Here is a 21,750-nt window from a genome sequence, read left to right on the forward strand (position 1 = left end):
GGGCATGGTAGAAAGGCTGGCTGCAGGCTTCATGATCGAATTCTGCTGATTGTGCCCTGCAGAGCATCAGAATCTGGCGCCAGCGCTCATGACACCCTCATTGTCGAGCCAGGGAAAACACCTGATAACGCTGCCAGACCTTGCGCGCATAGCGCAGGCGCTCAGCTTGCCGATGCGCAGAATTGCCGGCGTTATACGCACCCACTGCCGTCCAGTTGTAGCCATAACGCGCGATAAAATCGGCAAGCACCGACGCACCGACTTCAACTGACAGGCAAGGATCAGCCAGCAGGCGCTGCTCAGTGATGCCCTGGGTGCTCAAACGGGGTAAATGATGGCTGTTGATCTGCATTAACCCGATGTCTCGAGAACCGTCCTTGTTGTAGTTCATTGCGTTCGGATTCTGTCCCGACTCGACATCGGCAATCGCTCGAAGCAGTTCGGGTTCAATCGCATGTCGCGCCCCCGCCTGACTCCAGCACCAGGCTTGCGCCTGGCCCGCGCCAAGGCACACCAGCACCGTTAGCCACTTGATTCTGCGCGGTATCATGCCAAGCGCCGCTCGCTGACCAGCGTCGGTCGCTTGCGGACAGGATGTTCCTGGGTCAAGGCCTGATAGGGCACATGAGGCGATCGTTGCAAAGAACTCCAGAGCGGCTCAGCCACCGGACCACCTGACAGTCCGGACCAACGTGACGACGCAATGCCATCAACGGATCGCAGTCTGGCCAGAGTCCGCCAGTTCGCATACAGGTCGCGGGCATTGAATGGATTGACGCCGAACAGCACATTCCAGGCGGCCAGCCCCTGTTCACCGATTGCGCTTTCGCAAAGCCCGGCTTGTTCGAGCTCGTCCCAGGCTGCCGCGTGCTGGTCAAAATAAGCCAATACCACGGCATAGAGAATCACCAGCAAAGAATTGCCCGACGCGCCTTGTTGCAGGGCTCGACGAGCCATCAGCAAGGCCGACTCGGGACTTGCGGCAAGCGCAATGCGCATACGCAAGACCTGCGTCCTTACGCAATCAGGATCATGCCGCAGAGCGTTGTCGATGCTTAGCGCGGCCTGCTCGTTGCGCCGCCAGAACCAGTGATGCCAGGCATGAAAGTAATGAACGTCAGCCTGATCGGCAGTCAGCAAACAGCGTCGGAAAAGCACCTGGGCCGCGTGCTCGCAGCCTCGCAGACTGGTGAGCAAAGCCTGGCGGGCCAATGCAGGGATGTTGCCTGGGTCCAATGCCAAGGCACTGGAAATCGCCGATTGTGCCTCATCGATTGCCCGGCCCTGATCACACAATCCGATCATTGCCTGCCCCAGCCATGCATCCGCCAAACCGTACCAGGACAGTGTGTGCCCGCCATCGAGCTTCAGGCACTGGCGAAACTGTACCAGCGCATCGCGCAGACTTTGCGGAGTGTGCTGCTGCACGCTGCACAAACCACGCAGGTACGCCACCGCGGCCGGGTAGGACGCGCACGCATCACCAACAATATGCAAGCCGGGAATACGCTGCGCTACCACACACGTCAGTGCCCCAAGCGACGCCCCGAGATCACTTGCATCCAGTGTCTGACCATGCAGCAGAGCGTGATCGCGGCCACGGATCAACTCGACCGACCATTGTTGCTGATCGGCCGAGCCGCTACAGCGCCCGCTCAAGCAGAAGTCCGCGGACAACTGCCCGACCAGCGACCGCACATCGACCGGTTGAGCATAGGCCGCCATCAATCCCGAGGGAATGACGTGCAACACCTCACCGAACGCCAAAGTCAACTGACGGATCATCAGATCCTGCAGATCCAGCGCTGCTGTCTCCCCCTGATTGCGAAACGGCAGAACAGCCAGCGAAGGCGCCACGGTACTCGCCTGACCCGTTGTGTCGAGTTCAACAACCGCACAGGTAAATCGATAACCATGGCCGTACACGGTCGTAATGAAATCCTTGTTTTCCCTGAGCAGCTTGCGCAATGCATAAATGCAGCGGGTCAACGATTCTTCGGCGGCATCCATTTCGGGCCATACATGATCCAGCAAATAATCCTTGCTGACCACCGTCCCAGCTGACTTCAATAGCAGGCGCAGTACGTTTAACTCTTTGGGTGGGACGTGAACCCCCTCTCCATCTCGCATCAGCGTTCCATCGCTTTGCAATAGCCAGTGGTCAAAAACGAATGACTTGACCGGCGATAGATCAGTTGCAATGTCCATACTTTGAAATTTCTCTATAGAAAGTTGCTCAAGCGTAATCAAGCCTGTGAGTGATCAGGCTCAAGATAACGAGCGCTTGACTATAGGAAATTGAGCAGGAGGATTCCGTAGGACTATCACCTCCATGGCGTAGGAAATTACGACAATAACTGTAAGCTCACTTTAAAAATCATGCCCCCCTCACCAAACAACAAATGTCACCAACTGTCCGCCACTCCTTCACAGCTGCAGCCGGTAGATCGATACCAAACGTCTCATTGACAGACATAACAATCTCTACAACACCCAGGGAATCAACACACAAATCTTCCACCAGTCGTGAGTCCGCCTTGATCGTCCGTCGATCAACCTGTAGATAACCCGACAGCATCTGTATAACCTGACGTTCAAGATCATTATTCATAAAACCCGGCATTATTACCTCCAACAAAAAATGCGGTGCGGCAGCTTCGCTTCAAAAATTCAACATAGCCTTCAACATATCTGCGTACTGATTCAGATGTGCAGACAAGGTCTTATTGAAGTTATCGTGATAGGAGTTGGCGTTTGAATATTTCTGGGTGAATGATTGCAGTGTGTTCTTCATGCGTTCTTCCTGGGCATTGAAGCCGGTTTGCCAGTACTGGAATTTCGCGTTATCCCAAGTAATCCAATAAACATTGGGCGGCAAACCGTTCATCATCGTCGTCAACGGTCCGAGGTCCATGACCACACTGAACGTACCGTTCCCGTTATTGCGAAGGCTGGTGGCAGGCAGGCCTAACGCCTTGAGCCATTTTTCCGCTTCCTCCCTGGAAGCGCCTGGAGGGGGAAACATGCCTGGAGCGGGAAACAATACTGCCGCAGCGTTTGGGGGTGAGTATTTTTTAATCAGCGCATTCAACGCATGCCTGATATTGCCCGCATTTAAATCGACCTCCTTACCTTCGTTCGCGCCTTTGATCCAGTCCTTTAACTTTGCGCTTACCTCTTCGTTGAAGTCTTTAAAGAATTCCGAGTAAGCCGCAATGATATGTTCATAGCCGGCCAGATAGCCGTTTTTGATCAGGTTGATCAACTCCAGCAGTTTGTCAAAGAAATCATTCGATGAACTGATGCTCTGTTCGAACGCTTCGGCTACTTCCGTCGGCGGCGAGAACCTTTCTTGCAGATCGAGCTGAATATGCTCCTGGGCAACGTCCAGGCATTGGCGCTGTTCCGGCGGCAGGGTTTCTTGGCAATGCGTCATCACCGCGCCACACTGGCGCAACTGCTGCGCCCACATTTGCCTGCGCTCGGCTTTGGCTTGAACCAGATCACCAAGCTCTGCAATGAGGGTTTGCTCCGCTGCGCCCGCTAACAGTTTCTCGACCATTCTTTCAGCGCCCGATTGGAGCTTGAGCATGGTTCCAAGGTTGCGACTCAATTCCTTTGCCGAACGATCCAGCAATTGCCCGACGGAAGAAGCGGATTGATTCTCGAAAGGAATTTCGGGTGGTAAAGGTGCGTCGGTAACAACGTTTAAATTGACCGACGATTTAACGGCTTGCAGTGTGTAGTTGGAAATTATCATTGTATTTCCCTACTCAAGCCATTCTGCCAATGACTTCAATCCGCGATTGAAATAACTGCATCACTATGTCCATGAGTTTTTGCAAGAGCGCCGCATCGGCCGAGTCTTTTGCCCCGACTTCATCGCTCAAGCTCTTTTGTGTGCTTTGCACATTTTCTTGCAATACCTGTTCCTGCCGCGCCGCATGCTCGGCCATGCGAACTATGGTGGAGACAAGCTGACTCATGACCGTCGATATCGGGTTAAGCGCTCGACCGATTTCGAGTTTCCTTTCAATGCCTTTGCTGCTCATCTGGCTGAGCCAGTCCGACGATTGGCCAACCTTCTGTGCCTTGGAAATTTCCTCGTTGAACCATTGCTGCTCCTTGGGTGTAAGGGTCGAGCCCTCGGGTTTGAAATCCACTGGTTTCTTCCGGCCGAAATCATCGAACACCGTTACCTTGTAGGTCGTTTCCGGGTTCCAGTCAGTGCGGTTGCGATCACGTGTAAGGTCACGTTCGATGTTGCCAGCGTCCAGGGCGTTGCGTTTATGCAGGCTGATATCAGTATGTTTTTGCGCAAGCCCTTGAAAGGTCTTGACCATGGCAAAGCCGGCGATTACACCGGAGACCACCGCTGCCGTGACGGCGCTGTAGATCGCCGCCCTGCCGGATTCCATGATGGCCTCGCCCTGGAGTTTGCTGGCCTCGGCCTGCATCACACTGAAATGCCCGCGCAGTGCTGCGTTGGCGACCCGCGCAATGTTGACCGCGATGATCGCGGCGATCAGCACGTTGGCGTGTTTTTCCCAGGCCCCCGGATCGAAGATCAGATCGTTACGCACTTCATCGCTGACCATCAACCGGGCCGCAGTGAAGTCTTGCCAGTCGGATTCGGTGGGTTGATAGGCATCGATCGCGTTCTCAAGCTCCTGCGCCGTAGGAAAAGCCGAGTTACTGCTCTGGAGTATTTGCTTTGCAACGCTCCCGTCTGACAGGGCCGGCTGTAAAAGCCTTTTTCCGTTAAGTTCTTTGGAGAACTGTTCCTGAGCAACCAACTCGCTCAGGCCCGCATCGTTGACCGGATCGTGCGCCGGGACCGCTGGCATGCGCACAGGCGTTGCGTTTATTTGAGACATGACGAATTCCTTTTTATGAGCAGGTTCAGATGTACCGAGCCATTTGCAGGCTGACGGAATGGCTGCGTTGCAGATCGGAAAAAACATGTTCGATATGTCGGGTCCGGTCTTGCATGGCCTTGCCGTAGTCTTCGACCACTTGAGTGAGGTAAGAGGCAATTGATTCGCTGATCGCCATGCGCACCGTCACGTCCGTCAGGTGTTCTGCCGCTTGGGCCTGATGCATGCTGCTTTTAATGCCACATCCAACTTCCATCCCCACGCCGACGAACTCGGTAAGGGTTCGAGCGATTTCGACATTGGTGGCGTAACGTGCCAGGGCTACAGGATCAGCACCGTTGGTGATGAAACTGCGCAATTGAGTCAGCATCTGGGTCACCGTGTTGGCAGCCGATGTGGTCATCTGCTTCATGGCCTCCACCGCCGCAGGTGCAGCCTGCGACACCACAGTTGCCAGTTTTGACGCGACCGCGCCGATCATCGGCCCAATCACCTGAACACCCAAGATGGCCGCCAATGCGATGACTGCAATGGTGGTGCCGATGCCCGCGATCATGCCGGCGATTTGCGCAATGTCCTTCGCCGTTTCGGGATCAACGCCCACCGCGACCAGCACCGTGGTGTAGAGATCGGTAAAGAAGCTGATGGCTTCCTGAATTCCCGTTATCAGCGGCTTCATCGCTTCCGCCATGAACGACACACCCGTAAATTCCTTGACCAGCTCGTCCGCGATCATGAGCCCAGCCCCGATCACCCCAAACGCTATGAGCATCACGTTGCCGGTCAGAGCACCGGCCGCAATGCTGGCGATGGCCACCAGCGCGCCAACGATTTTGCCGATACAGCCCATGGTCTTCTGCAACGCTTCGGCTTTTCGGACTTCTTCCAGGTACTTGTCCGACTCGAGCTGCATTTTTTCCTGCAGTTTGGCCTGCAATTCCAGAAACAACTCTTGACTGAGCTCTTCCTTGTTCTGCGCCGACTCGCCCAGCAGCTCGATGATCTTCAAGCGGTTCAACAGTGCCAGTGCACTGCTGCTCAGCGCCTTTTCATCCGATTGTTTAACCTGCGGTCCACCAACGCCTGCCTCCAGGACTTTTGCGGTCACGATCGCGAGGACCTTAACGGCGGCATTAGCGATTTCGATCAGTTTGAGATGGGCACCGGTGGATTTTTCAAAAGCCTGGGTATGATTCGCCAGCTCGCCCTTGAGATGATTACGAAGAGCCAATTCGCTCGCATATTCGGGTGATTCAGGGTCCAGCTTCGTCAGACGCGCCTCGCTTTCGTCCAGCAAGCCCTGACACTGCTGGACTTTCTCGCGCAGCTTCTCCAGGTTTTGCTGACTACCGCCAACGGTCCCCTCAGCGGCCTCAAGTACCGCGACGGCCTCAGCATATTCAACCGCCAGTTTTTCATGACCCTGTTGCTTAGCCCCGGCCATGCTCTGCAACATCGCCAGGCGGTGTTTCAGCTTGTTGACGTCGACCTCGCCGATCAGCTCGCTGATCATCGCCATCAGCAGCGTGAACAGATCGCCTTCCGACTCTTTGCCGCTCGTGCGTGCCTGCGGCAGATGCAACTGTGGACGCCCCGTAGCTGCCGTGGATTTACCGTGCTCGTTGTCGTAGTTCACCGACATCAATCCGGCCAGCGCTTGCTGGCCAGCTTTCTGAAAATCCACCGTTCTGGCCGCCTGGCTGGCGGCTTTGCCGTAAATCTCAAAGGCTTCGTTACGGCTGAGCCCTCCGGCATAAGCCGGGTTGAATGTACTTCTGATTTCACTCATGTTCAGTCCTCCGAACAATGCTTTTCAATGTGAGCCAGGGTGTCGAGATACACCCGGGCCTGTTTGCGCAGTTCCTCTTCCGTGGCCTGCTCGAGTACGTACTCGAAACACAATCGGGCCTTGCCAATCTTGCCCAGGGCGAGCTGGCACTGACCGCTGTAGAACATCGGGCGGTAGTCGTTCTTGCCCTGGGCAAAGGCGATGGCGTACAGATCGATCGCTTTCTGATGGTTTTGCTTGAGCTGGTGCACCGCCGCCAGTCCCAGCCAATACTGGCTATTGTGTAAGTCGTAGATGCACAGGAAGTGGAAGAACTTCTCGGCATCGTCCAGCCGTCCCTGCTCATAAAACTGGAAAGCAAAGGCATAGAGACCGTCCATGTGCTCATCGCTGATGCCCTGCACGTCCTTTAACGACGCACCCGCCAGCACGGCATCCACGATGTCCAGAGCGATTTGCTCGTCTTGTTGGTTGTTGCGACTCATCAGCCACACTCCTGAAAAAACGTCAGCGCTGCTGACGATTGCATTGAGCCAAAGCGCTGGCAGGTACGCTGCCAAATTGCGCTCATGCCAACGATGGATAGATTAAGAAGGGGATCAGGCCTGCTCGACTTGCTCGAGCCAGATCAACAGGCGCAGGACTTCTTCGACTTCCTGCACCTGGAGGAAGCTATAGCGCTGGTGGGTCTTGAAGATCCGCCGGGCCAGTGCGATGTCATTGATCACGGGCACGCCAACCTCTTTGGCATACGCTCGAACGGCCAGGGCGCGCTGGTTGGTTTCCATCAGCGAGATGAACGGCAGCAGGGTGATTTCCGGGCGGAAATACACCCCGATGGCGATGTGGGTGGGGTTGGCGATGATCATCCGCGAGCTGCGCACGTCGGATTTGACCTGCTCGGACAGGAGTTCCCTGTGCAAATCGCGACGGCGGCCCTTGATCTCGGGATTACCATCCTGCTCCTTGTGCTCGCGCTTGACGGCGTCCTTGTCCATCATTTGATCTTTCATGAACAACCAGTATTCACTCAACGCATCCAGCACGACGATCAGCAGCACGCATCCCAGGAACGCCAACACCAGAACCAGCAACAAGTGCCCCCAGATCGCGAACAGCTCCGGGGCCTGGGCGAACAATTGGGCAAACAACAGTTGCCGCTGCGTGATCCAGACTATCCACAGCGCCATGGCAAAGCTGCCCAGGTACAGCAGCGCTTTGACCGTGTCCTTGACGGTGCGCAGGCTGAACAGTTTTTTGAAGCCATTGATCGGGTTCAGCGCACCGAGATTGAGCTTCAGGGCCTCGCTGGCCAGTGCAAAGCCGCTTTGCAACAACGCAGGTAGTGCACTGGTCAAGACGCACACCAGCAGCAACGGCAGCAATGCCTTGAGCCCGACCAGCACCAGCATCGCCGAGTACGCCTGCATATCCGTGTCGAAATCACTGGCAATGATGCGTCGATAGACTTCCATGACCTCCACCAGCGAACTGTTGAACACCATGTAGGTGATGCCGCAGAGAGTCAGGCAGGTGACCACCAGGTCCTTGGCCTTGAACGTCTGGCCTTTGCGTGAGGCGTCGCGCAGACGCTTGGCGGTGGGCTTCTCAGTCTTCGAGGCGCTGGACGACATCGGCGACCTCCCCTTCACGGCCCAGATAGTGTTCCAGCCCTTGGGATTTGCCGCCCATGCGCAGGACTTCGTCCGGCAGGTGCACGCCGAAATACAACATCAACACCACCAGCGCCACCAGGCTCTTGACCGTCAGCGACACCGAGAACGCGTTCATTTGCGGCGCATACCGCGAGAGCAAACCGAGCAGCGCTTCGCTGACCAACAACGTGGCCACCACCGGGGCGCTGATTACCAGGGTCTTGCTCACCAGTGCATCCAACAGGCCAACAATCGCGGACAGGTGTATCTCGCAACCATTGGCCGGCGCGCATATGCGGTAGCTGTGCCCAACGGTTTCAAGCATCAGCAACATGCCGCCACCTTCGAGATAGACCGCTGCGGCGAACAACTGGAGAAAATTTGCCAACTCCGACGTATCGACGCCATTGGCCGGGTCCACGGTGCTGCTGAGCATTGCCCCGCGCTGGTTGTCGATCAGGTTGCCCATGGCGTGCAACACCCAGAACGGCCAGCACAGCAGGCATCCAAGCAGCACGCCAATGCCGGCCTCACGCAACACCAGGCCGAAGAATGCCAAGCCGTCGAGCGCCGGCAACGGCACACCCACATAGGCCCAGAACCCCGTCGCCACCAGCACAATGACTGCCTGGCGTGGCGCCCCCGTGAGCACACCGCTGTTGAGAAAGGGCAACATGAAAAAAATCGGCGCCAAGCGAGCCACCCCCAGGATGGCGGCGGCGAACCAGGCGTACAGGTCAAAAAACAACGTGACCGACATCGCGCTAACCCAACGCCAGGCGGATGACTTCACGACTGAAATCGAGCAGGGTTTCGCCGTACCAGCCCGACAACAGGAACAGGCATGCGGCAACAGCCAACAGCTTGAAACCGAACGGCAGGGTCTGTTCCTGAAGTTGCGTCACCGTTTGAATCAAACCCACCACCAGGCCGACCACCGTGGCGACAATGATCGGCCACGCCACCATCAACAGAATCAGGTACAGGGTTTTATTGCCGGCATAGACCAGATCGTTCATGAGCCGCTCCTACGCCAGCAAGGTCAGGTATTGCTTGACCAGCCCGGTCGACAGCAACGCCCAGCCATCCAGTGCCACAAACAGCACCAGTTTGATCGGCACCGAAATGATCACCGGGCTCATCATCATCATGCCCAGTGCCAGCAGAATGCTGGAGATCACCAGATCGACGATCACGAACGGCAGGTACAAATAAAAGCCGATCTTGAAGGCGCTTTTGATTTCACTCAATGCGTAGGCCGGCAGCAGGGAAAACAGCGACGGCGTGAGCTCTTCATCGGCGGGCAGACCGAGGTCGGACTCACTCTGCACCGCTTGCGCCCGCTCAAAGAACAGCGCCAGTTCCGGGTCGGTGTATTTGCGCAAGTATTCCTTGTATCCCCCCAACCCGTTCTCGGCAAAATTCACCACCGACTCGATGTCGGTAAAGGCCACCTGTTCTTCCTTGTAATAGCCATAGCCTTGCTTCATCACCGGCGTCATCACGAAAATCGCCAGCATCAGGGCAATCGCATTGAGGGTCATGTTCGAGGGCACTTGCTGCAAGCCCAAGGCGTTGCGCACGATGACAAAGACGATGGAAAACTTGATGTAGCAGGTGCCGGCCGCCACCAGGAACGGCAGCAGTGAAGCGAACGCCAGCAGCGCAATCAACGAGACGTCATTCATCGCGGCATTGCGTCCATTGAGTCGTTGCGATAGACCTCGAGCAACTCCACAGCCAACTGCTCTTCCAGTTGCACCAGTTCGCCACGGGCCACCGGCTTGCCATTGGCTCGCACTTCGATGTGCCGCGTCGCATCGTCCGCCAGCGGGATCAGTTGTCCCCCGATAAACTGCGACAGCGTGGCCAGGTCGATTTCCTGGGTCGCGAGCACGAACTGCAGACGCACCGACATAGCGCCGAGGTCAACATCGGGCTCCGGTGCGGATTCTGCGGAGCCTTGGGCGTCGGGCTCGGTCAATTGCATGTGTATCCCCTGTTCAGTAAAAGTGAAAACGCCGAGGCATAGATGCCCCAGGCAGCATCGTTGCGAACGCTGAATAATTCGCAGGACATCGCCCGCCTTCAGCCGTATCCCATGTCTGAGGTGACTCGACCCCAGCATCAGCTCCAGGCACAGCGGCAAATCGCTCAGCCATGAGTCGGTGTACAGGGGCGCGCTGGCGGCCCGTGCCGATGGCAATCGGGTTAACCACAAGCGCCCACGAGGCGTGTCGAGCCAAGGCAGCTCTTGCGGTGGCAATTGCCCGGGAAGCACCACATCGACGTCGGATAATTGCTGGTAGTGCAAGTCGTCTACCTCCAGCAGCAAGGGTTGCGGCACCGCGCGGAACAGTTCGGCGATGCTCATCAGCGAGCACTCGACTGTCAGTAACGACCGCAAACCCGGGAGTGATTGATGCAACCAGTCGCGGGCGTCGATCAAACCCCGCCATTCCCCGCCCTCACCTGATGCGCGAAAACACAGGTAGCCCGATTGCCCTGGCGGATGGCCTGAACCGGCGACGACATTCGCGCTCCGCCAGCGTCGTATCGCTTGCGCGCCAGCACGTGCCTGGGCGTTGATCCGGCGCAACTTCAGTGCGCTCATGCGCCCTGCCCGGCGTCTTCGGCCTGCTCGTCGTCCGGCGGCTGCCGCGAGCCCTGGCGCTGCTGTTCGTCTTCGCTATTGGTCAGGCGCCACGTGGGTTCGCGGACCTGCTCCAGCGACACTTTGAGTTGTTCGTAAACCAGGGCATTGCTCGGGCTGAGTTGCAGGTTGCGGGCAGGCTCATCGGCCACGCGGCTGATCGTCACTTGCCCGCTGACGGCTCCTTTATTGAACGGAACCTGAAGCAAGCCCCGGTCGGCAACCGACAAGGTTTCGATGATCGGATCGATGGCAGGAGGTACTGGCGGCATCACGGGCGCCGAGGCCGCAGGTGTGGCAGCTATGTGCACATGGCGTACGGTGGGGAGGCTCGATAAGGCTTCGGGCCTTTGCCCTTCGAACTCAGGTATCGGGGATGCACCTGGACGAGTGGTAACTTCGACCGACAGCGGTTCGACGATGTTTGACGGCGGTTGGATCGGCCCTGATTCAACAATGATGGGAGTCGCCAGGTTTATCGGTGCCGACGCGACAGCCCTGGCGACAACAGGCGCAACGTCAACCAAAGGTGACAACAACCGGGGCTGCACAGGTTTACTCAAAAGCGACTGCGCTGGGGGATGAGACGACGGTGTGAGCGGCCGTACTTCGTCGACTTCAGCAGCCAGCTTTTCCGGGAGCGTGACCATCGCCTGCAAAGTGCTTGCACGACCAGCGTCCATCTGAGGCCGATGACGCAGGATCAACGGCACCATCAGCGCCAGGACACCTTGGGGCAGTTCATCCTCCTGCACCGATACCAGCCTGTCGTGCAACTCATCCATCGGCCGTTCGATGACGGGTTCCAGGGGTTGAACCGGCAAGGGTGAAATTACAGATACAGTGCTCATCGCGAAACTCCGTTCATCTCTTCGACTTCTCTTTCATCCCGGCGCACCTGTTCCAGCCGTTGCCTGCGTAACAGAAGCTGAACAGCCCCTTCGTATTTGTCGTGCTTGCGCTGTGCTAACCGCAGTTGCTCGCGCTGCTCCTGCAACGCTTGCTCAATCTCCCGGCACTGCTGATCGACCCGGTCACGCTCAAAGCGCATCAGATCGATCTGCCGCCGGATGACCGCCTGCCTTCGCAACAGCGCCAACAGTTGCCCGTGATCAAGCACACAGTCATTGGCGCGATGGCTGGCCAACAAACTGTGTAGCTCCGCTTTTTGTGCGTCGAAAGCGGCCCGCTCCTGCACCAGCGGCTGCAGTTGCTGCCGGGTACGCGTTATCAGCAGTTCAGCGCGTTGCCGACGGAACTGGCCGAGTGCCAACAGGCGAAGACGATCGGCTAATGGATTCATGCCATCAGCCCCTGTAATTGGCCCAGGGCTTCGTCCGGCTCACAGCATTCACCCGTGGGCTGGCGCAACCACTGGTCGAGGGCTGCGCGGCGCTGCAGCGCCTGGTCGTTGCCGGCGTCCGCGCCTGGGCTGTACTCACCCATGTCGAGAAAAACCTGCAGCTGCTCAATCCGCGTCAGCGTATCCCGGGTCGCCGCCGCCAGTTGCTGCACCTGGGGCGGGGTGACTTGCGTCGCCACGCGACTGACGCTGCGCAACACATCGATTGCCGGGTAGTGCCCCTTGGCCGCCAAGGCTCGGCTGAGGTAGATGTGTCCGTCGAGAATCGAACGAATCTCCTCGGCGATCGGGTCCGGCTCGTCGTCGCTTTCCAACAACACCGTGTACCAGGCAGTAATGCTGCCGGAAGCGGTCACACCCGGTCTTTCCAGCAGGCGCGGCAAGGCATCGAACACTGAGGCCGGATAGCCCCGTCGCGCCGGCGCTTCACCGGCCGCCAGGGCCAGGTCGCGACGCGCCCGGGCGTAGCGTGTCAATGAATCCAGCAGCAACACCACGCGTTGCCCCTGGTCGCGAAAATACTCGGCGATGGCGGTTGCCTGCAGGGCCGAATTGCAGCGGTCCACCGAGGAAAAATCCGACGTGGCATACACCACCACGCAGCGCGCGCGTTTTTCCGACTGGCGCAGGTGCTCGATGAATTCGGTTACTTCGCGGCCGCGCTCGCCGATCAGACCGATGACAAACACATCAGCGTCGGTGTGGTTGATCAGCATATTGATCAAGGTGGTTTTGCCGGAGCCGGCGGCGGCGAAAATGCCGATGCGTTGGCCGACACCGCAGGTCAGCAAGCCGTCAATGACCCGAATACCGGTGCGCAACGGGGTGTCTACCGGGCGCCGCTGCTGGTACGACGGCGGATCGGCATCCACCGGGTAGTCCTGTTGCGCCAGCGCCGTAGACGGTACCAGACGCTCGACGATAGTGCCCTGAGGGTCGACTACGCTGCCGAGCAAGGCATCACTGCACGACAGTTGCAGGGTCGAGCCCGTAGGCACGATCATCGATTCCCTGGACAAACCTTTCGCATCACCCAGCAAGGTGAGCAGAACAGCGTCGGGTTTGAAGCCGATGACCTGCGCCCGTGCAACGACCTGAGGCAGGCGCCAATGCCGCCGTACTTCGCAGACCTCGCCAACTACCACATCGCCCAAGGCGGCTTCGATCAAGGGTCCGCTCAAGCGCAAAGGATGGGCCGCATGCCTTTCCAACCGCATGTTCATCGACGTAAAAGTTCGCACAGCGTTTCGATTGCCTGCACGAAAGCATCCAGGGCTTGCGCGAAGTGCTCAGCGTCGCCGAGGGCATGGGCATTCGCCATCAAACGCAGTTCGAGCCGTTCCTGAACCACGCAAAGGTGCAATTGCCCGGTGCGGGAAAAAGCATTGCCCTCAAGTAAGAACTGCATCAAATCGAAGGCACAACGGCTCATTGCACCCGGGCTCGCTTCTGCAACCGTCGTCCAGATCCAGGCATCGCCATCGACCAACGCCACGTTGATATCGGGCAGATTCTTCATCTGCATTTCAATGGTGCTGTGACTATCAAAATGTCCTATCTGACTGTCCTTGCAGCCACTAAAACGTAGCGCTTCGCGTAACAGGTCGGCTATATCCATTGACATCATTGCGGGGTTCCTCACAAGGTTTTGATCACATTGACGGAGACGGTCTCGCTGACTTCGCCGAACGACATCACGTCCAACTCGCGACAACGCCCCTCGATAAGCTTCTTGATGTAGCGCCTGACATCGACCGAACACAGCAGCACCATGTCCTTTTGAGCAATGTGCACACTGTCCAGGGCGACGCTCAGGCGATCCATCAGCTCTTCGGATTCGGCCGGCTCGAGGTTGATGAAACTGCCGGCCGAGGTTTGCCTAATCCCGCGCCGCACCACCTCTTCGAATTCAGCCGACAACAGCAACACCCGTAAGTCATTACCCTGGGCAAACTTGTTGCTGATGTAGCGGGCCAGCGAGCCACGAACGTGCTCGACCAGCACCAGCACGTCTTTTTCCCGGGACGCCCAATGGGCCAGGGACTCAAGAATGAGCTTCATGTTACGCACGGAAATACGCTCGCCGATCAGGCGCTGCAGCACTTCGGCGATCTTCTGCACCGTGACGTGGCGATAGACTTCCTTGAGGAGATCGGGGCAGCGGGTTTCCATTTCGTCGAGCAGTTGCTTGGTTTCCTGCACGCCGAAAAACTCCTGGATGTTGCGCGCCAGCAAGGTGACCAGGCAGCGGTAGCATTCCTCGTCCGCCGGCCTCAGGTGATAGCCCAACTGCTGCACCCGTTCCTGGTCGGTGGCGTTGACCCACACCCCGCGCAGGCGATTGCTGTCGCTGCCGTGCACCAGGGCAAAGCCCATGGGTTCCAGTTCCGGCGAGTAGTCGAGCAACCGCCAGTGATCGAAATGGATATCGTATTGCTCCGCGCGCACTTCGTTGATCAGCACCGCCACTTGATGGGCCGGCAAGGCTTCGCTGCCGCGCAGTTGCGGCTCGGGAATGCGCAGCCCGTAATCGACGAAAAACTGGCTGCGAAAACGCGCCGCCCAACGGGCCCTGGTCAACTCATCGAGGCGCGCGGTGGGCACCAACAACATCAGCGGGATGGTTTCGGTGGCAACGTTATCGATGTCCTCGAGTAGGCCCGGGCCGGTCTGCAAGGCTTCACCCTGCGTCGACGCTGACCGACTGTCTCCCTGCCCCTCGCCCCGGGAGGCCTTGCGCCGGCGAAAGTACACCAGCAGTCCCAGGGCCGCGGCGATGGGTAGGAAGGTCAGCAGCGGAAAACCGGGCAACAGTCCGACGCCCACTGCCAGCAGCGCCGTCACCCCCAGCACGAACGGATGCCCCAGCATTTGGGCGAGCATGTTACGCCCCAGATTCGCATCATCGCCGTTGACGCGGGTGACGATGAAGCCCGCGCCGATGGCGATCAGCAAGGCTGGAATCTGTGCCACCAGACCATCGCCGATGGTCAACAGGGTGTAGGTCGACAAAGCTGTGGACAGGTCCATGCCCATCTGCCCGACGCCAATGGCCATGCCGCCGATAAAGTTGACGAAGATAATGATGATGCCGGCGATGGCGTCGCCCTTGATGAACTTCATCGCGCCGTCGAACGAGCCGTACAACTGGCTTTCGCGCTCCAGCACACTGCGTTTTTCCTTGGCTTCCTCGGCCGTTATGGCGCCAGCCTTGAGATCACCGTCGATGCTCATCTGCTTGCCGGGCATGCCGTCAAGCGAGAAGCGCGCCGCGACTTCGGCCACCCGCTCCGAGCCCTTGGTGATCACGATGAACTGGACAATAGTGACGATGGAAAAAATCACGAAGCCCACCACCAGGTTTTCACCGATCACGAACTCACCGAAAGAGGCGATGATCTCCCCCGCATCAGCCTGGCTGAGGATCAGCCGGCTGGTGCTGATCGACAGCGCCAGGCGAAACAGGGTGGTCAGCAGCAGCAACGCCGGAAAGGTCGAGAAACTGAGGATGCGTTCGATGTAGAACGACCCCATGAAGACCAGTAGCGAAATCACGATGTTCAGGCCGATGAGAAAATCCACCAGCACCGTCGGCAGGGGAATGATCAGCATCGCGATGATCATCACCATCAGCGACAGGATCAGCAGCTCCGGGCGAGCGCTGACGTTGCGCAAAAACACATTGAACATGGCGGGTCAGTTCCGGGAAAAAGTCATGAGGTGCCGCCGGGACGACGCTGCTCAATACATTCGAGGGCATAGGCGATGTCAGCCAGGCGCATAAACTGCTCTGCCAGACGCAGCGGTGCCTGTTCATCGGCAAACAGCGGCGTCGGTAATTGCAGGCTGAGCCGACGCACCTTCTGCAGCACCGTCGAACGCTCATGGTGCGCACTCAACAGCAGGCGCTCGCCCAAGACGCCGAGCAACAACTGGTCGAGATCATCGGGGTAGGTCAGCACACCGATCAGGAACACCAGCCAGTCGGGTTCATCGGGGTTGTGCCGGCAGATGAGTGCATCACCGAGCAGGCCGCGAATAAACAGTTCATCTGCTGAACGCAGGCGTTTGAGGTCGTTCACCCGGGCCAGCAGTTGACCGAACTCCACGTGTGCACAACTGGGATCCTGGGCGCCGATGTCGGTGAGTAATGCCGCTTCAATGAAGGCCAGCACAGCGTGGCGTTGCGACGGACCGTAGAGGGCGATCCAGTCCTGATAACAACTGACCGGTCCGCAGTCGAACTCAATAAAATCCCGGTAGGTCTCGCGCAACAGGCCTGCACGCACCGTCATGCTCGCACCGAACATTCTGGCTTTGAGGGCGGTATTGATCCCGGCACTCATGCGCTTGGGGGAGCCTTGGGCAACCACCGTCTGCAATAACATTTCAAGCCGCTGACGAGTCCGTGTCTCGAGTTTTTTCCGGCGCAGCAATTCGCGCAGCACCAATGCCAGGTCGCTATCGTCGGGAAACAGGTTGCGTACCATCTGCAGCAACCAGCTGTCGGACTTGTCCGATAGCCGCGCCAGGCTCAGTACCTGCCGCGCCTTGGGCACGGTATCGTCCTCCAGGACTCTTTCGAAGGAGTCGGTCATCGCGTCGGACTTGAGCTCGAACTGCCGCCGGCCACGGAACTGGGCCAAGGCTGCAGACATTTCATCGCTGATCTGCACAAAGCGCCGGGCCACGTCGACCGTTATGCCGTCGTCAAGATCAACCTCTGCATCGACCTGCGGTTGCGGATGCTGGGCAGCCTTCTCGGCATTCAAGCGTGCCTGGGCCGCTCGCCCACCGGAAGAAATCGGTGGCAGGATCATTTTTCTGAGCTCCGGAAAAAGGATCGACGCACCCGTTCATGCTGCTGCGGGCTCAGCAGTCGCGCATCCGGCTCCACCGTGGTGGGTTCAAGGGCGTCGAGAATTTCCTTGGGCTGAATCAGGAACACCCGCACCGTATTGGCCGAGCGGCTCTGCCGATAGCTGAACAATCGGCCGATCCACGGAATCGAACCCAACACCGGTATCCGTCCGATTTGCTCGCTGTTGTCCTCGCGGGTGAAACCGCCGACCAACAGGCTCTTGCCCTGGGGCACTCGCGCCACCGTGCTGATACGCGTACGGCCGACCATCGGCAGTGTGCTCGGACGCTCTCCCTCACCGGGGTTTTCGATTTGGTTGCCGTCTTCGATATTGAGCGACATTTCGACCTCGTCCGCCCGGGCAAAACGGGGCAATACGCTGACCAGCGTGCCATAGGTCACGTGCTGCAGATCGACAGTGCGCTCCCCCACCAGTGGCGCATAAAACGTGCGGTTGTTGTCAAAGATCGCCGGCACGTTTTCTTGGGTCAGGATGACCGGCCGCGAGACCACATTCGCCCGGTTGGTGCGCTCCAACGCCATGACCTGGGCGACGAATGATGCCCCATCGAGGGTGGTCGCCGAGCCAGCATTGAGCGATGCGGAAAATTTCCCGCCCGAATTCACCGTGCCTTGCCAATTGATGCCCAACTGGTTGAGTTCGTCCTTATGCAAATCGATGATCCATAACGACAACTCCACATGTCGTTTCGGCGTATCCAGTGCACTCACGAGATTCTCGATAAAGCGCACCTGCTCCGGCAAACCCTTGACCAGCAGGCTGTTGGTGTCCGGATAGGCCACCACGCGAATGTTTCCGGCGGCCATCTCCCGGGCAATGATTCGCGGCGCAGCCGGGTCCTGATCAGGGGATGTGGTCGCCAGGCCTTCCAGGGGAAACGCTGGCATCGCCCCCTGCACTCGCTGTGCCCCGGCTTGCGCCACGGCCGGCTCGACCTCGCGCTTCTCCCCGCGCAACAAATCCTCGATCACGGTTGCCAGCCCGGGGATGGTCACCTTGTCATCGCGCAGCTCGTATTTACGGTCGCTGACAAAGGTGTTGTGCACCTGGATAACGCCAATCTGCTGTCTGCCCAGCAACAGCTCCGAGCGTTGGTTATCCATCAGACCGGCCGCTTGCACCACCAGATCGACATACATCGGCGGCCCCGACACATGGAACGTACGCAGGCCGTCATGGCGCAACGGATAACGGCCATCGAGCAGCCCGGACCGTTCGAGAAACGCCTGAAGCCTGGCCACGGTCAGGGTCTGCAGCGACATCATCGAGCTTTTCACTTCCGCGGCGTCATACAGGTAGATCGCCTGGCCATCGCTGTACCAGATCAACGCCATCTGTGCGCTGACCCGCTCGAAGGTCCGTTGCGGTGAGCGCAGGTCAAAACTGCCGGAGATCCGCTTGGCCGAGGCAGCCTTGCTGATGATCACCGGCTTGCCCAACGGCCCGGACAACTCCGAAAAAAACGTGCGCACACTCTGTTCGCGAGCCACGTATTCGTCGGCATTGGCCCGCACCGTATACGGCACCAGCATCAGTATGGCAGCCAGCCAGAAGGGCAAAACATACAAGGTTTGAACTGCGCGATTCATCGTTTCACTTACTTGGAAGGTAGGTAATGTCCGCCAGGCTGCTGGGTGTGAAGCCCACCAGCTCGCGAATTTCCTTGGAGAAATGCGAAGAAGAGGAAAAACCGAACTCCAACGCCAGATCTGTCAGGGAACAGTCCTGCAGACTCATGTTCAACAGCGCCTGGGCCGTCCGCCAACCGCGCAATGCGGGCTTGGGCGCCGTACCGAGCGCCTGCCAGCACAATCGACGAAAATGCGATACCGACACCCCATAGCGATGCGCCAGAGTCGTGAGTTTTTCACTGTGGGTACCCTGTTCCAGCAGAAAGCGCACAAGCCCGTAACTCTCAGTCTGGCGCAACACACTGGCAAAGGCCTGATAGGCCGTTCCGCCAGCCATCGCCTGTTCGAGGTACCAGCGCTCTAGTGCCTGCTCCGACTGAACCTGGGAAAAAGGCACTGGCAATGCCGCCCAAGGTGCCTGACGATCTCGCGCAGTGATCGGCGCATGGCCCAGATCGATGAACACCTGCAATTTCACCAGCGGTGCCAGGCCAGTTGGCAGGATCGACACACTGCCGTTGACCTCAAATCCGCTGGTGACTGCAATCAGCCCTTCCCAGCCCATCGGTAGGCAGCAGGTCGAGACGCACTGCGCCGGGGCCAGACAAACGGCGATTTGGTTGACACGCAGATGCAACAGCCGCTCACAGGAGCGGGTATTAGAGGCACGTGTGGCGTGTAGTGATTCGATGGGCACGCCAACCTCCTTTGCGTCCTGACGATGTAGGTCGGCAGGATGCGGGGTGGGGCGTGTCGAATCCTGATGTAAATGTGATGAAATCCGGGCTGGCATATGCCTTGCACCGGTTCACGCATCAGCACGCAGGCCAACGGCGGAATGCGTGCCAGGACAACGGCGTCGTCAGCCGCCCCTGCTCATACGGGGTCCGGGACGACGTTTTTTTTGGAAGGTGCGAAATCGATGAACGAACCCTCAATCGGCCCCTTGGCCTGGGTCAATGGCAGCGATGCCCCGGAAAAGACCGAAATCAACCTAGGCTTCATGGCCCTGAGCGACTGCGCTTCGGTGGTGGTCGCTGCCACCCAGGGCTTCGCCCAGCCCTACGGACTGACCTTGAACCTCAAGCGCCAGTCGTCCTGGGCCAACCTGCGGGACAAACTGGTGAGCGGCGAACTCGACGCCGCCCACAGCCTCTACGGCCTTATCTACGCCGTGCACCTGGGCATCGGCGGCGTGGCCCCCACCGACATGGCGGTGCTCATGGGCCTGAACCAGAACGGCCAGAGCATCAACCTCTCCCATGGCTTGCAGGCCGTCGGCGTGACCAGTCCTGAAGCACTGGACCGTCACGTGCACCAAACTCGCCCAAAACTGACCTTCGCCCAGACCTTTCCCACCGGCACCCATGCCATGTGGTTGTACTACTGGCTGGCAAGCCAGGGCATTCATCCGCTGCACGACGTCGACAGCGTCGTAGTGCCGCCGCCGCAAATGGTGGCGCACCTGCAAGCCGGGCGTATCGACGGCTTCTGTGTCGGTGAGCCCTGGGCTGACAGCGCGGTGAAGCAAAACCTCGGTTTTACCCTGGCGACCTCCCAGGCCATCTGGCCAGACCACCCGGAAAAAATCCTCGGCTGTACGCGCGCTTTCGTCGAGCAATACCCCAACACCGCCCGAGCTTTGGTGATGGCGATCCTCGAAGCCAGCCGCTTCATCGACGACAGTGTCGAAAATCGCCGCAGTACCGCGCAATTGCTCAGCGCTGCGCAGTACCTCGATGCGCCGTTGTCGTGTATCGAACCACGGCTGCTGGGCGACTATGCCGACGGCCTGGGCAACGAATGGCAAGACCCGCACGCCCTGCGTTTCCATGGGCAGGGGGCGGTCAACTTGCCCTACCTGTCCGATGGCATGTGGTTCATGACCCAGTTTCGTCGCTGGGGGCTGTTGCGCGACGACCCCGATTACCTCGCCGTGGCCCGTCAGGTTCAACAACTAGACTTATACCGAGAGGCTGCCAGCGCCGTCGGTGTTGCCATCCCAGGCAATGAGATGCGCAGCAGCCAATTGATCGACGGCAGGGTCTGGGACGGTTCGGACCCGGCCAGTTATGCCCGCAGCTTCAAGCTGCACGCCATGAGCGACAGCTTGCCTCTACTCGCCAGCCGCTGACAGGAGACTGCAGACATGTTGCGTATCCTGCTGATCAACGACACCGCGAAAAAAGTCGGCCGCTTGAAAGCCGCCCTGACCGAGGCCGGTTTCGAGGTTATCGACGAATCCGGGCTGACCATCGACTTGCCCGAACGCGTCGAAACGGTGCGCCCGGACGTGATCCTGATCGATACCGAGTCACCGAGCCGCGATGTCATGGAGCAAGTGGTGCTGGTCAGCCGTGACCAGCCACGGCCGATTGTGATGTTCACCGACGAACACGACCCCGACGTGATGCGCCAGGCGATCAAGTCCGGGGTCAGTGCCTACATTGTCGAAGGCATTCACGCACAGCGCCTGCAACCGATTCTCGACGTGGCCATGGCGCGTTTCGAAAGCGACCAGGCCCTGCGCGCCCAACTGCACGCCCGTGACCAGCAACTGGCCGAGCGCAAGCGCATCGAGCTGGCCAAGGGGCTGCTGATGAAGATGAAGGACTGCAACGAAGAAGAGGCCTACACCCTGATGCGTCGCCAGGCGATGAGCCGCCAGCAGAAGCTGATCCAGGTGGCGGAGCAGATCATTGCCATGAGTGAGTTGCTTGGCTGAGTTTTTCTGGTGCCGTTGAAGGCCTCTTCGCGAGCAGGCTCGCTCCCACATTTGAAATGCATTCCCCCTGTGGGAGCGAGCCTGCTCGCGAATGGCCGCAACTCGGTCCCAACTGTTGGCACAGATCTGGCTAAGTAATCCCTACAGGTAACCAACGGCGGTTGCCCCACCTAC

At 58.6% G+C, this 21,750-nt stretch carries 22 protein-coding genes; 2 read left to right on the plus strand and 20 right to left on the minus strand.

Going from position 1 to position 21,750, the window contains the following annotated elements:
• Nucleotides 1-97: 97 nt before the first annotated feature.
• The 20 genes from AC3WWR_RS04460 to AC3WWR_RS04555 form a co-directional block, all read right to left on the minus strand.
• Nucleotides 98-550, minus strand: coding sequence for a transglycosylase SLT domain-containing protein (locus AC3WWR_RS04460; protein WP_033040152.1), 453 nt, complete (start codon nt 548-550; stop codon nt 98-100).
• The gene (locus AC3WWR_RS04465; protein WP_225441844.1) at nt 547-2,250 is read right to left on the minus strand and encodes a winged helix-turn-helix domain-containing protein; all 1,704 of its coding nucleotides are present in this window, start codon (nt 2,248-2,250) and stop codon (nt 547-549) included. Before AC3WWR_RS04465 ends, AC3WWR_RS04460 begins: the two co-directional genes overlap by 4 nt.
• Nucleotides 2,251-2,377: 127 nt before the next feature.
• Complete coding sequence (locus AC3WWR_RS04470) at nt 2,378-2,623, minus strand: acyl carrier protein (protein ID WP_256228025.1); 246 nt, start codon at nt 2,621-2,623, stop codon at nt 2,378-2,380.
• Nucleotides 2,624-2,662: 39 nt separating this feature from the next.
• Nucleotides 2,663-3,760 carry an IpaD/SipD/SspD family type III secretion system needle tip protein gene (locus AC3WWR_RS04475; RefSeq protein WP_020795898.1) on the minus strand — a complete coding sequence of 366 codons (1,098 nt, stop codon included), beginning with the start codon at nt 3,758-3,760 and terminating at the stop codon, nt 2,663-2,665.
• Nucleotides 3,761-3,773: 13 nt separating this feature from the next.
• The gene (locus AC3WWR_RS04480; RefSeq protein WP_492598531.1) at nt 3,774-4,877 is read right to left on the minus strand and encodes an IpaC/SipC family type III secretion system effector; all 1,104 of its coding nucleotides are present in this window, start codon (nt 4,875-4,877) and stop codon (nt 3,774-3,776) included.
• Between the two features lie 25 nt (nt 4,878-4,902).
• Entirely contained in the window at nt 4,903-6,666 is a 1,764-nt protein-coding gene (sctE, locus tag AC3WWR_RS04485; RefSeq protein WP_432668478.1) for a type III secretion system translocon subunit SseC family protein, read from the minus strand.
• A 2-nt stretch (nt 6,667-6,668) separates the two neighbouring features.
• Nucleotides 6,669-7,151, minus strand: a complete 483-nt coding sequence (gene sicA / locus AC3WWR_RS04490) for a type III secretion system translocator chaperone SicA (RefSeq protein ID WP_033045155.1) — start codon at nt 7,149-7,151, stop codon at nt 6,669-6,671.
• Between the two features lie 114 nt (nt 7,152-7,265).
• Entirely contained in the window at nt 7,266-8,300 is a 1,035-nt protein-coding gene (locus AC3WWR_RS04495; protein ID WP_020795894.1) for an EscU/YscU/HrcU family type III secretion system export apparatus switch protein, read from the minus strand.
• Entirely contained in the window at nt 8,275-9,081 is an 807-nt protein-coding gene (gene sctT, locus AC3WWR_RS04500) for a type III secretion system export apparatus subunit SctT (protein ID WP_020795893.1), read from the minus strand. The genes AC3WWR_RS04495 and sctT overlap by 26 nt, the downstream gene beginning before the upstream one ends.
• A gap of 4 nt (nt 9,082-9,085) precedes the next feature.
• On the minus strand, nt 9,086-9,340 hold the full coding sequence (locus AC3WWR_RS04505) for an EscS/YscS/HrcS family type III secretion system export apparatus protein (protein WP_020795892.1): 255 nt from the start codon (nt 9,338-9,340) through the stop codon (nt 9,086-9,088).
• A 9-nt stretch (nt 9,341-9,349) separates the two neighbouring features.
• Nucleotides 9,350-10,009, minus strand: coding sequence for an EscR/YscR/HrcR family type III secretion system export apparatus protein (locus tag AC3WWR_RS04510; RefSeq protein WP_020795891.1), 660 nt, complete (start codon nt 10,007-10,009; stop codon nt 9,350-9,352).
• The gene (locus AC3WWR_RS04515; RefSeq protein WP_033045157.1) at nt 10,006-10,935 is read right to left on the minus strand and encodes a FliM/FliN family flagellar motor switch protein; all 930 of its coding nucleotides are present in this window, start codon (nt 10,933-10,935) and stop codon (nt 10,006-10,008) included. The genes AC3WWR_RS04510 and AC3WWR_RS04515 overlap by 4 nt, the downstream gene beginning before the upstream one ends.
• A complete protein-coding gene (locus AC3WWR_RS04520) occupies nt 10,932-11,825 on the minus strand; it encodes a SpaN/EivJ family type III secretion system needle length determinant (protein ID WP_033045160.1) in 894 nt (297 codons plus the stop codon). The genes AC3WWR_RS04515 and AC3WWR_RS04520 overlap by 4 nt, the downstream gene beginning before the upstream one ends.
• On the minus strand, nt 11,822-12,277 hold the full coding sequence (locus AC3WWR_RS04525) for a SpaM family type III secretion system protein (protein ID WP_033045162.1): 456 nt from the start codon (nt 12,275-12,277) through the stop codon (nt 11,822-11,824). The genes AC3WWR_RS04520 and AC3WWR_RS04525 overlap by 4 nt, the downstream gene beginning before the upstream one ends.
• On the minus strand, nt 12,274-13,560 hold the full coding sequence (gene sctN / locus AC3WWR_RS04530; protein WP_033045163.1) for a type III secretion system ATPase SctN: 1,287 nt from the start codon (nt 13,558-13,560) through the stop codon (nt 12,274-12,276). The genes AC3WWR_RS04525 and sctN overlap by 4 nt, the downstream gene beginning before the upstream one ends.
• Nucleotides 13,557-13,964, minus strand: coding sequence for an InvB/SpaK family type III secretion system chaperone (locus AC3WWR_RS04535; protein ID WP_033045164.1), 408 nt, complete (start codon nt 13,962-13,964; stop codon nt 13,557-13,559). The genes sctN and AC3WWR_RS04535 overlap by 4 nt, the downstream gene beginning before the upstream one ends.
• 11 nt (nt 13,965-13,975) lie before the next feature.
• Complete coding sequence (locus AC3WWR_RS04540; RefSeq protein ID WP_033045165.1) at nt 13,976-16,027, minus strand: EscV/YscV/HrcV family type III secretion system export apparatus protein; 2,052 nt, start codon at nt 16,025-16,027, stop codon at nt 13,976-13,978.
• Nucleotides 16,028-16,050: 23 nt separating this feature from the next.
• Nucleotides 16,051-17,157 carry a type III secretion system gatekeeper subunit SctW gene (gene sctW, locus AC3WWR_RS04545; protein ID WP_020795883.1) on the minus strand — a complete coding sequence of 369 codons (1,107 nt, stop codon included), beginning with the start codon at nt 17,155-17,157 and terminating at the stop codon, nt 16,051-16,053.
• Complete coding sequence (gene sctC, locus AC3WWR_RS04550) at nt 17,154-18,809, minus strand: type III secretion system outer membrane ring subunit SctC (RefSeq protein WP_083349583.1); 1,656 nt, start codon at nt 18,807-18,809, stop codon at nt 17,154-17,156. Before sctC ends, sctW begins: the two co-directional genes overlap by 4 nt.
• A gap of 4 nt (nt 18,810-18,813) precedes the next feature.
• Complete coding sequence (locus AC3WWR_RS04555) at nt 18,814-19,548, minus strand: helix-turn-helix domain-containing protein (protein ID WP_033045170.1); 735 nt, start codon at nt 19,546-19,548, stop codon at nt 18,814-18,816.
• Nucleotides 19,549-19,773: 225 nt separating this feature from the next.
• Here AC3WWR_RS04555 and AC3WWR_RS04560 point away from each other — a divergent pair, with 225 nt between their 5' ends.
• Both AC3WWR_RS04560 and AC3WWR_RS04565 read left to right on the plus strand, forming a co-directional pair.
• Nucleotides 19,774-20,985, plus strand: a complete 1,212-nt coding sequence (locus tag AC3WWR_RS04560; RefSeq protein WP_083349585.1) for a CmpA/NrtA family ABC transporter substrate-binding protein — start codon at nt 19,774-19,776, stop codon at nt 20,983-20,985.
• Nucleotides 20,986-21,000: 15 nt separating this feature from the next.
• On the plus strand, nt 21,001-21,576 hold the full coding sequence (locus tag AC3WWR_RS04565; protein ID WP_008056396.1) for an ANTAR domain-containing response regulator: 576 nt from the start codon (nt 21,001-21,003) through the stop codon (nt 21,574-21,576).
• Nucleotides 21,577-21,750 lie beyond the last annotated feature (174 nt).

The sequence above is a fragment of the Pseudomonas sp. EB271-G4-1 genome, from assembly GCF_058791355.1.

What these genes read in the sequence shown, in the direction of transcription:
- AC3WWR_RS04460 (WP_033040152.1), bottom strand. Translation starts at nt 550, where the DNA reads ATGATACCGCGCAGAATCAAGTGGCTAACGGTGCTGGTGTGCCTTGGC.
- AC3WWR_RS04470 (WP_256228025.1), bottom strand. Translation starts at nt 2,623, where the DNA reads ATGCCGGGTTTTATGAATAATGATCTTGAACGTCAGGTTATACAGATG.
- AC3WWR_RS04475 (WP_020795898.1), bottom strand. Translation starts at nt 3,760, where the DNA reads ATGATAATTTCCAACTACACACTGCAAGCCGTTAAATCGTCGGTCAAT.
- AC3WWR_RS04480 (WP_492598531.1), bottom strand. Translation starts at nt 4,877, where the DNA reads ATGTCTCAAATAAACGCAACGCCTGTGCGCATGCCAGCGGTCCCGGCG.
- sctE (WP_432668478.1), bottom strand. Translation starts at nt 6,666, where the DNA reads ATGAGTGAAATCAGAAGTACATTCAACCCGGCTTATGCCGGAGGGCTC.
- sicA (WP_033045155.1), bottom strand. Translation starts at nt 7,151, where the DNA reads ATGAGTCGCAACAACCAACAAGACGAGCAAATCGCTCTGGACATCGTG.
- AC3WWR_RS04495 (WP_020795894.1), bottom strand. Translation starts at nt 8,300, where the DNA reads ATGTCGTCCAGCGCCTCGAAGACTGAGAAGCCCACCGCCAAGCGTCTG.
- sctT (WP_020795893.1), bottom strand. Translation starts at nt 9,081, where the DNA reads ATGTCGGTCACGTTGTTTTTTGACCTGTACGCCTGGTTCGCCGCCGCC.
- AC3WWR_RS04505 (WP_020795892.1), bottom strand. Translation starts at nt 9,340, where the DNA reads ATGAACGATCTGGTCTATGCCGGCAATAAAACCCTGTACCTGATTCTG.
- AC3WWR_RS04510 (WP_020795891.1), bottom strand. Translation starts at nt 10,009, where the DNA reads ATGAATGACGTCTCGTTGATTGCGCTGCTGGCGTTCGCTTCACTGCTG.
- AC3WWR_RS04515 (WP_033045157.1), bottom strand. Translation starts at nt 10,935, where the DNA reads ATGAGCGCACTGAAGTTGCGCCGGATCAACGCCCAGGCACGTGCTGGC.
- AC3WWR_RS04520 (WP_033045160.1), bottom strand. Translation starts at nt 11,825, where the DNA reads ATGAGCACTGTATCTGTAATTTCACCCTTGCCGGTTCAACCCCTGGAA.
- AC3WWR_RS04525 (WP_033045162.1), bottom strand. Translation starts at nt 12,277, where the DNA reads ATGAATCCATTAGCCGATCGTCTTCGCCTGTTGGCACTCGGCCAGTTC.
- sctN (WP_033045163.1), bottom strand. Translation starts at nt 13,560, where the DNA reads ATGAACATGCGGTTGGAAAGGCATGCGGCCCATCCTTTGCGCTTGAGC.
- AC3WWR_RS04535 (WP_033045164.1), bottom strand. Translation starts at nt 13,964, where the DNA reads ATGATGTCAATGGATATAGCCGACCTGTTACGCGAAGCGCTACGTTTT.
- AC3WWR_RS04540 (WP_033045165.1), bottom strand. Translation starts at nt 16,027, where the DNA reads ATGTTCAATGTGTTTTTGCGCAACGTCAGCGCTCGCCCGGAGCTGCTG.
- sctW (WP_020795883.1), bottom strand. Translation starts at nt 17,157, where the DNA reads ATGATCCTGCCACCGATTTCTTCCGGTGGGCGAGCGGCCCAGGCACGC.
- sctC (WP_083349583.1), bottom strand. Translation starts at nt 18,809, where the DNA reads ATGAATCGCGCAGTTCAAACCTTGTATGTTTTGCCCTTCTGGCTGGCT.
- AC3WWR_RS04560 (WP_083349585.1), top strand. Translation starts at nt 19,774, where the DNA reads ATGAACGAACCCTCAATCGGCCCCTTGGCCTGGGTCAATGGCAGCGAT.
- AC3WWR_RS04565 (WP_008056396.1), top strand. Translation starts at nt 21,001, where the DNA reads ATGTTGCGTATCCTGCTGATCAACGACACCGCGAAAAAAGTCGGCCGC.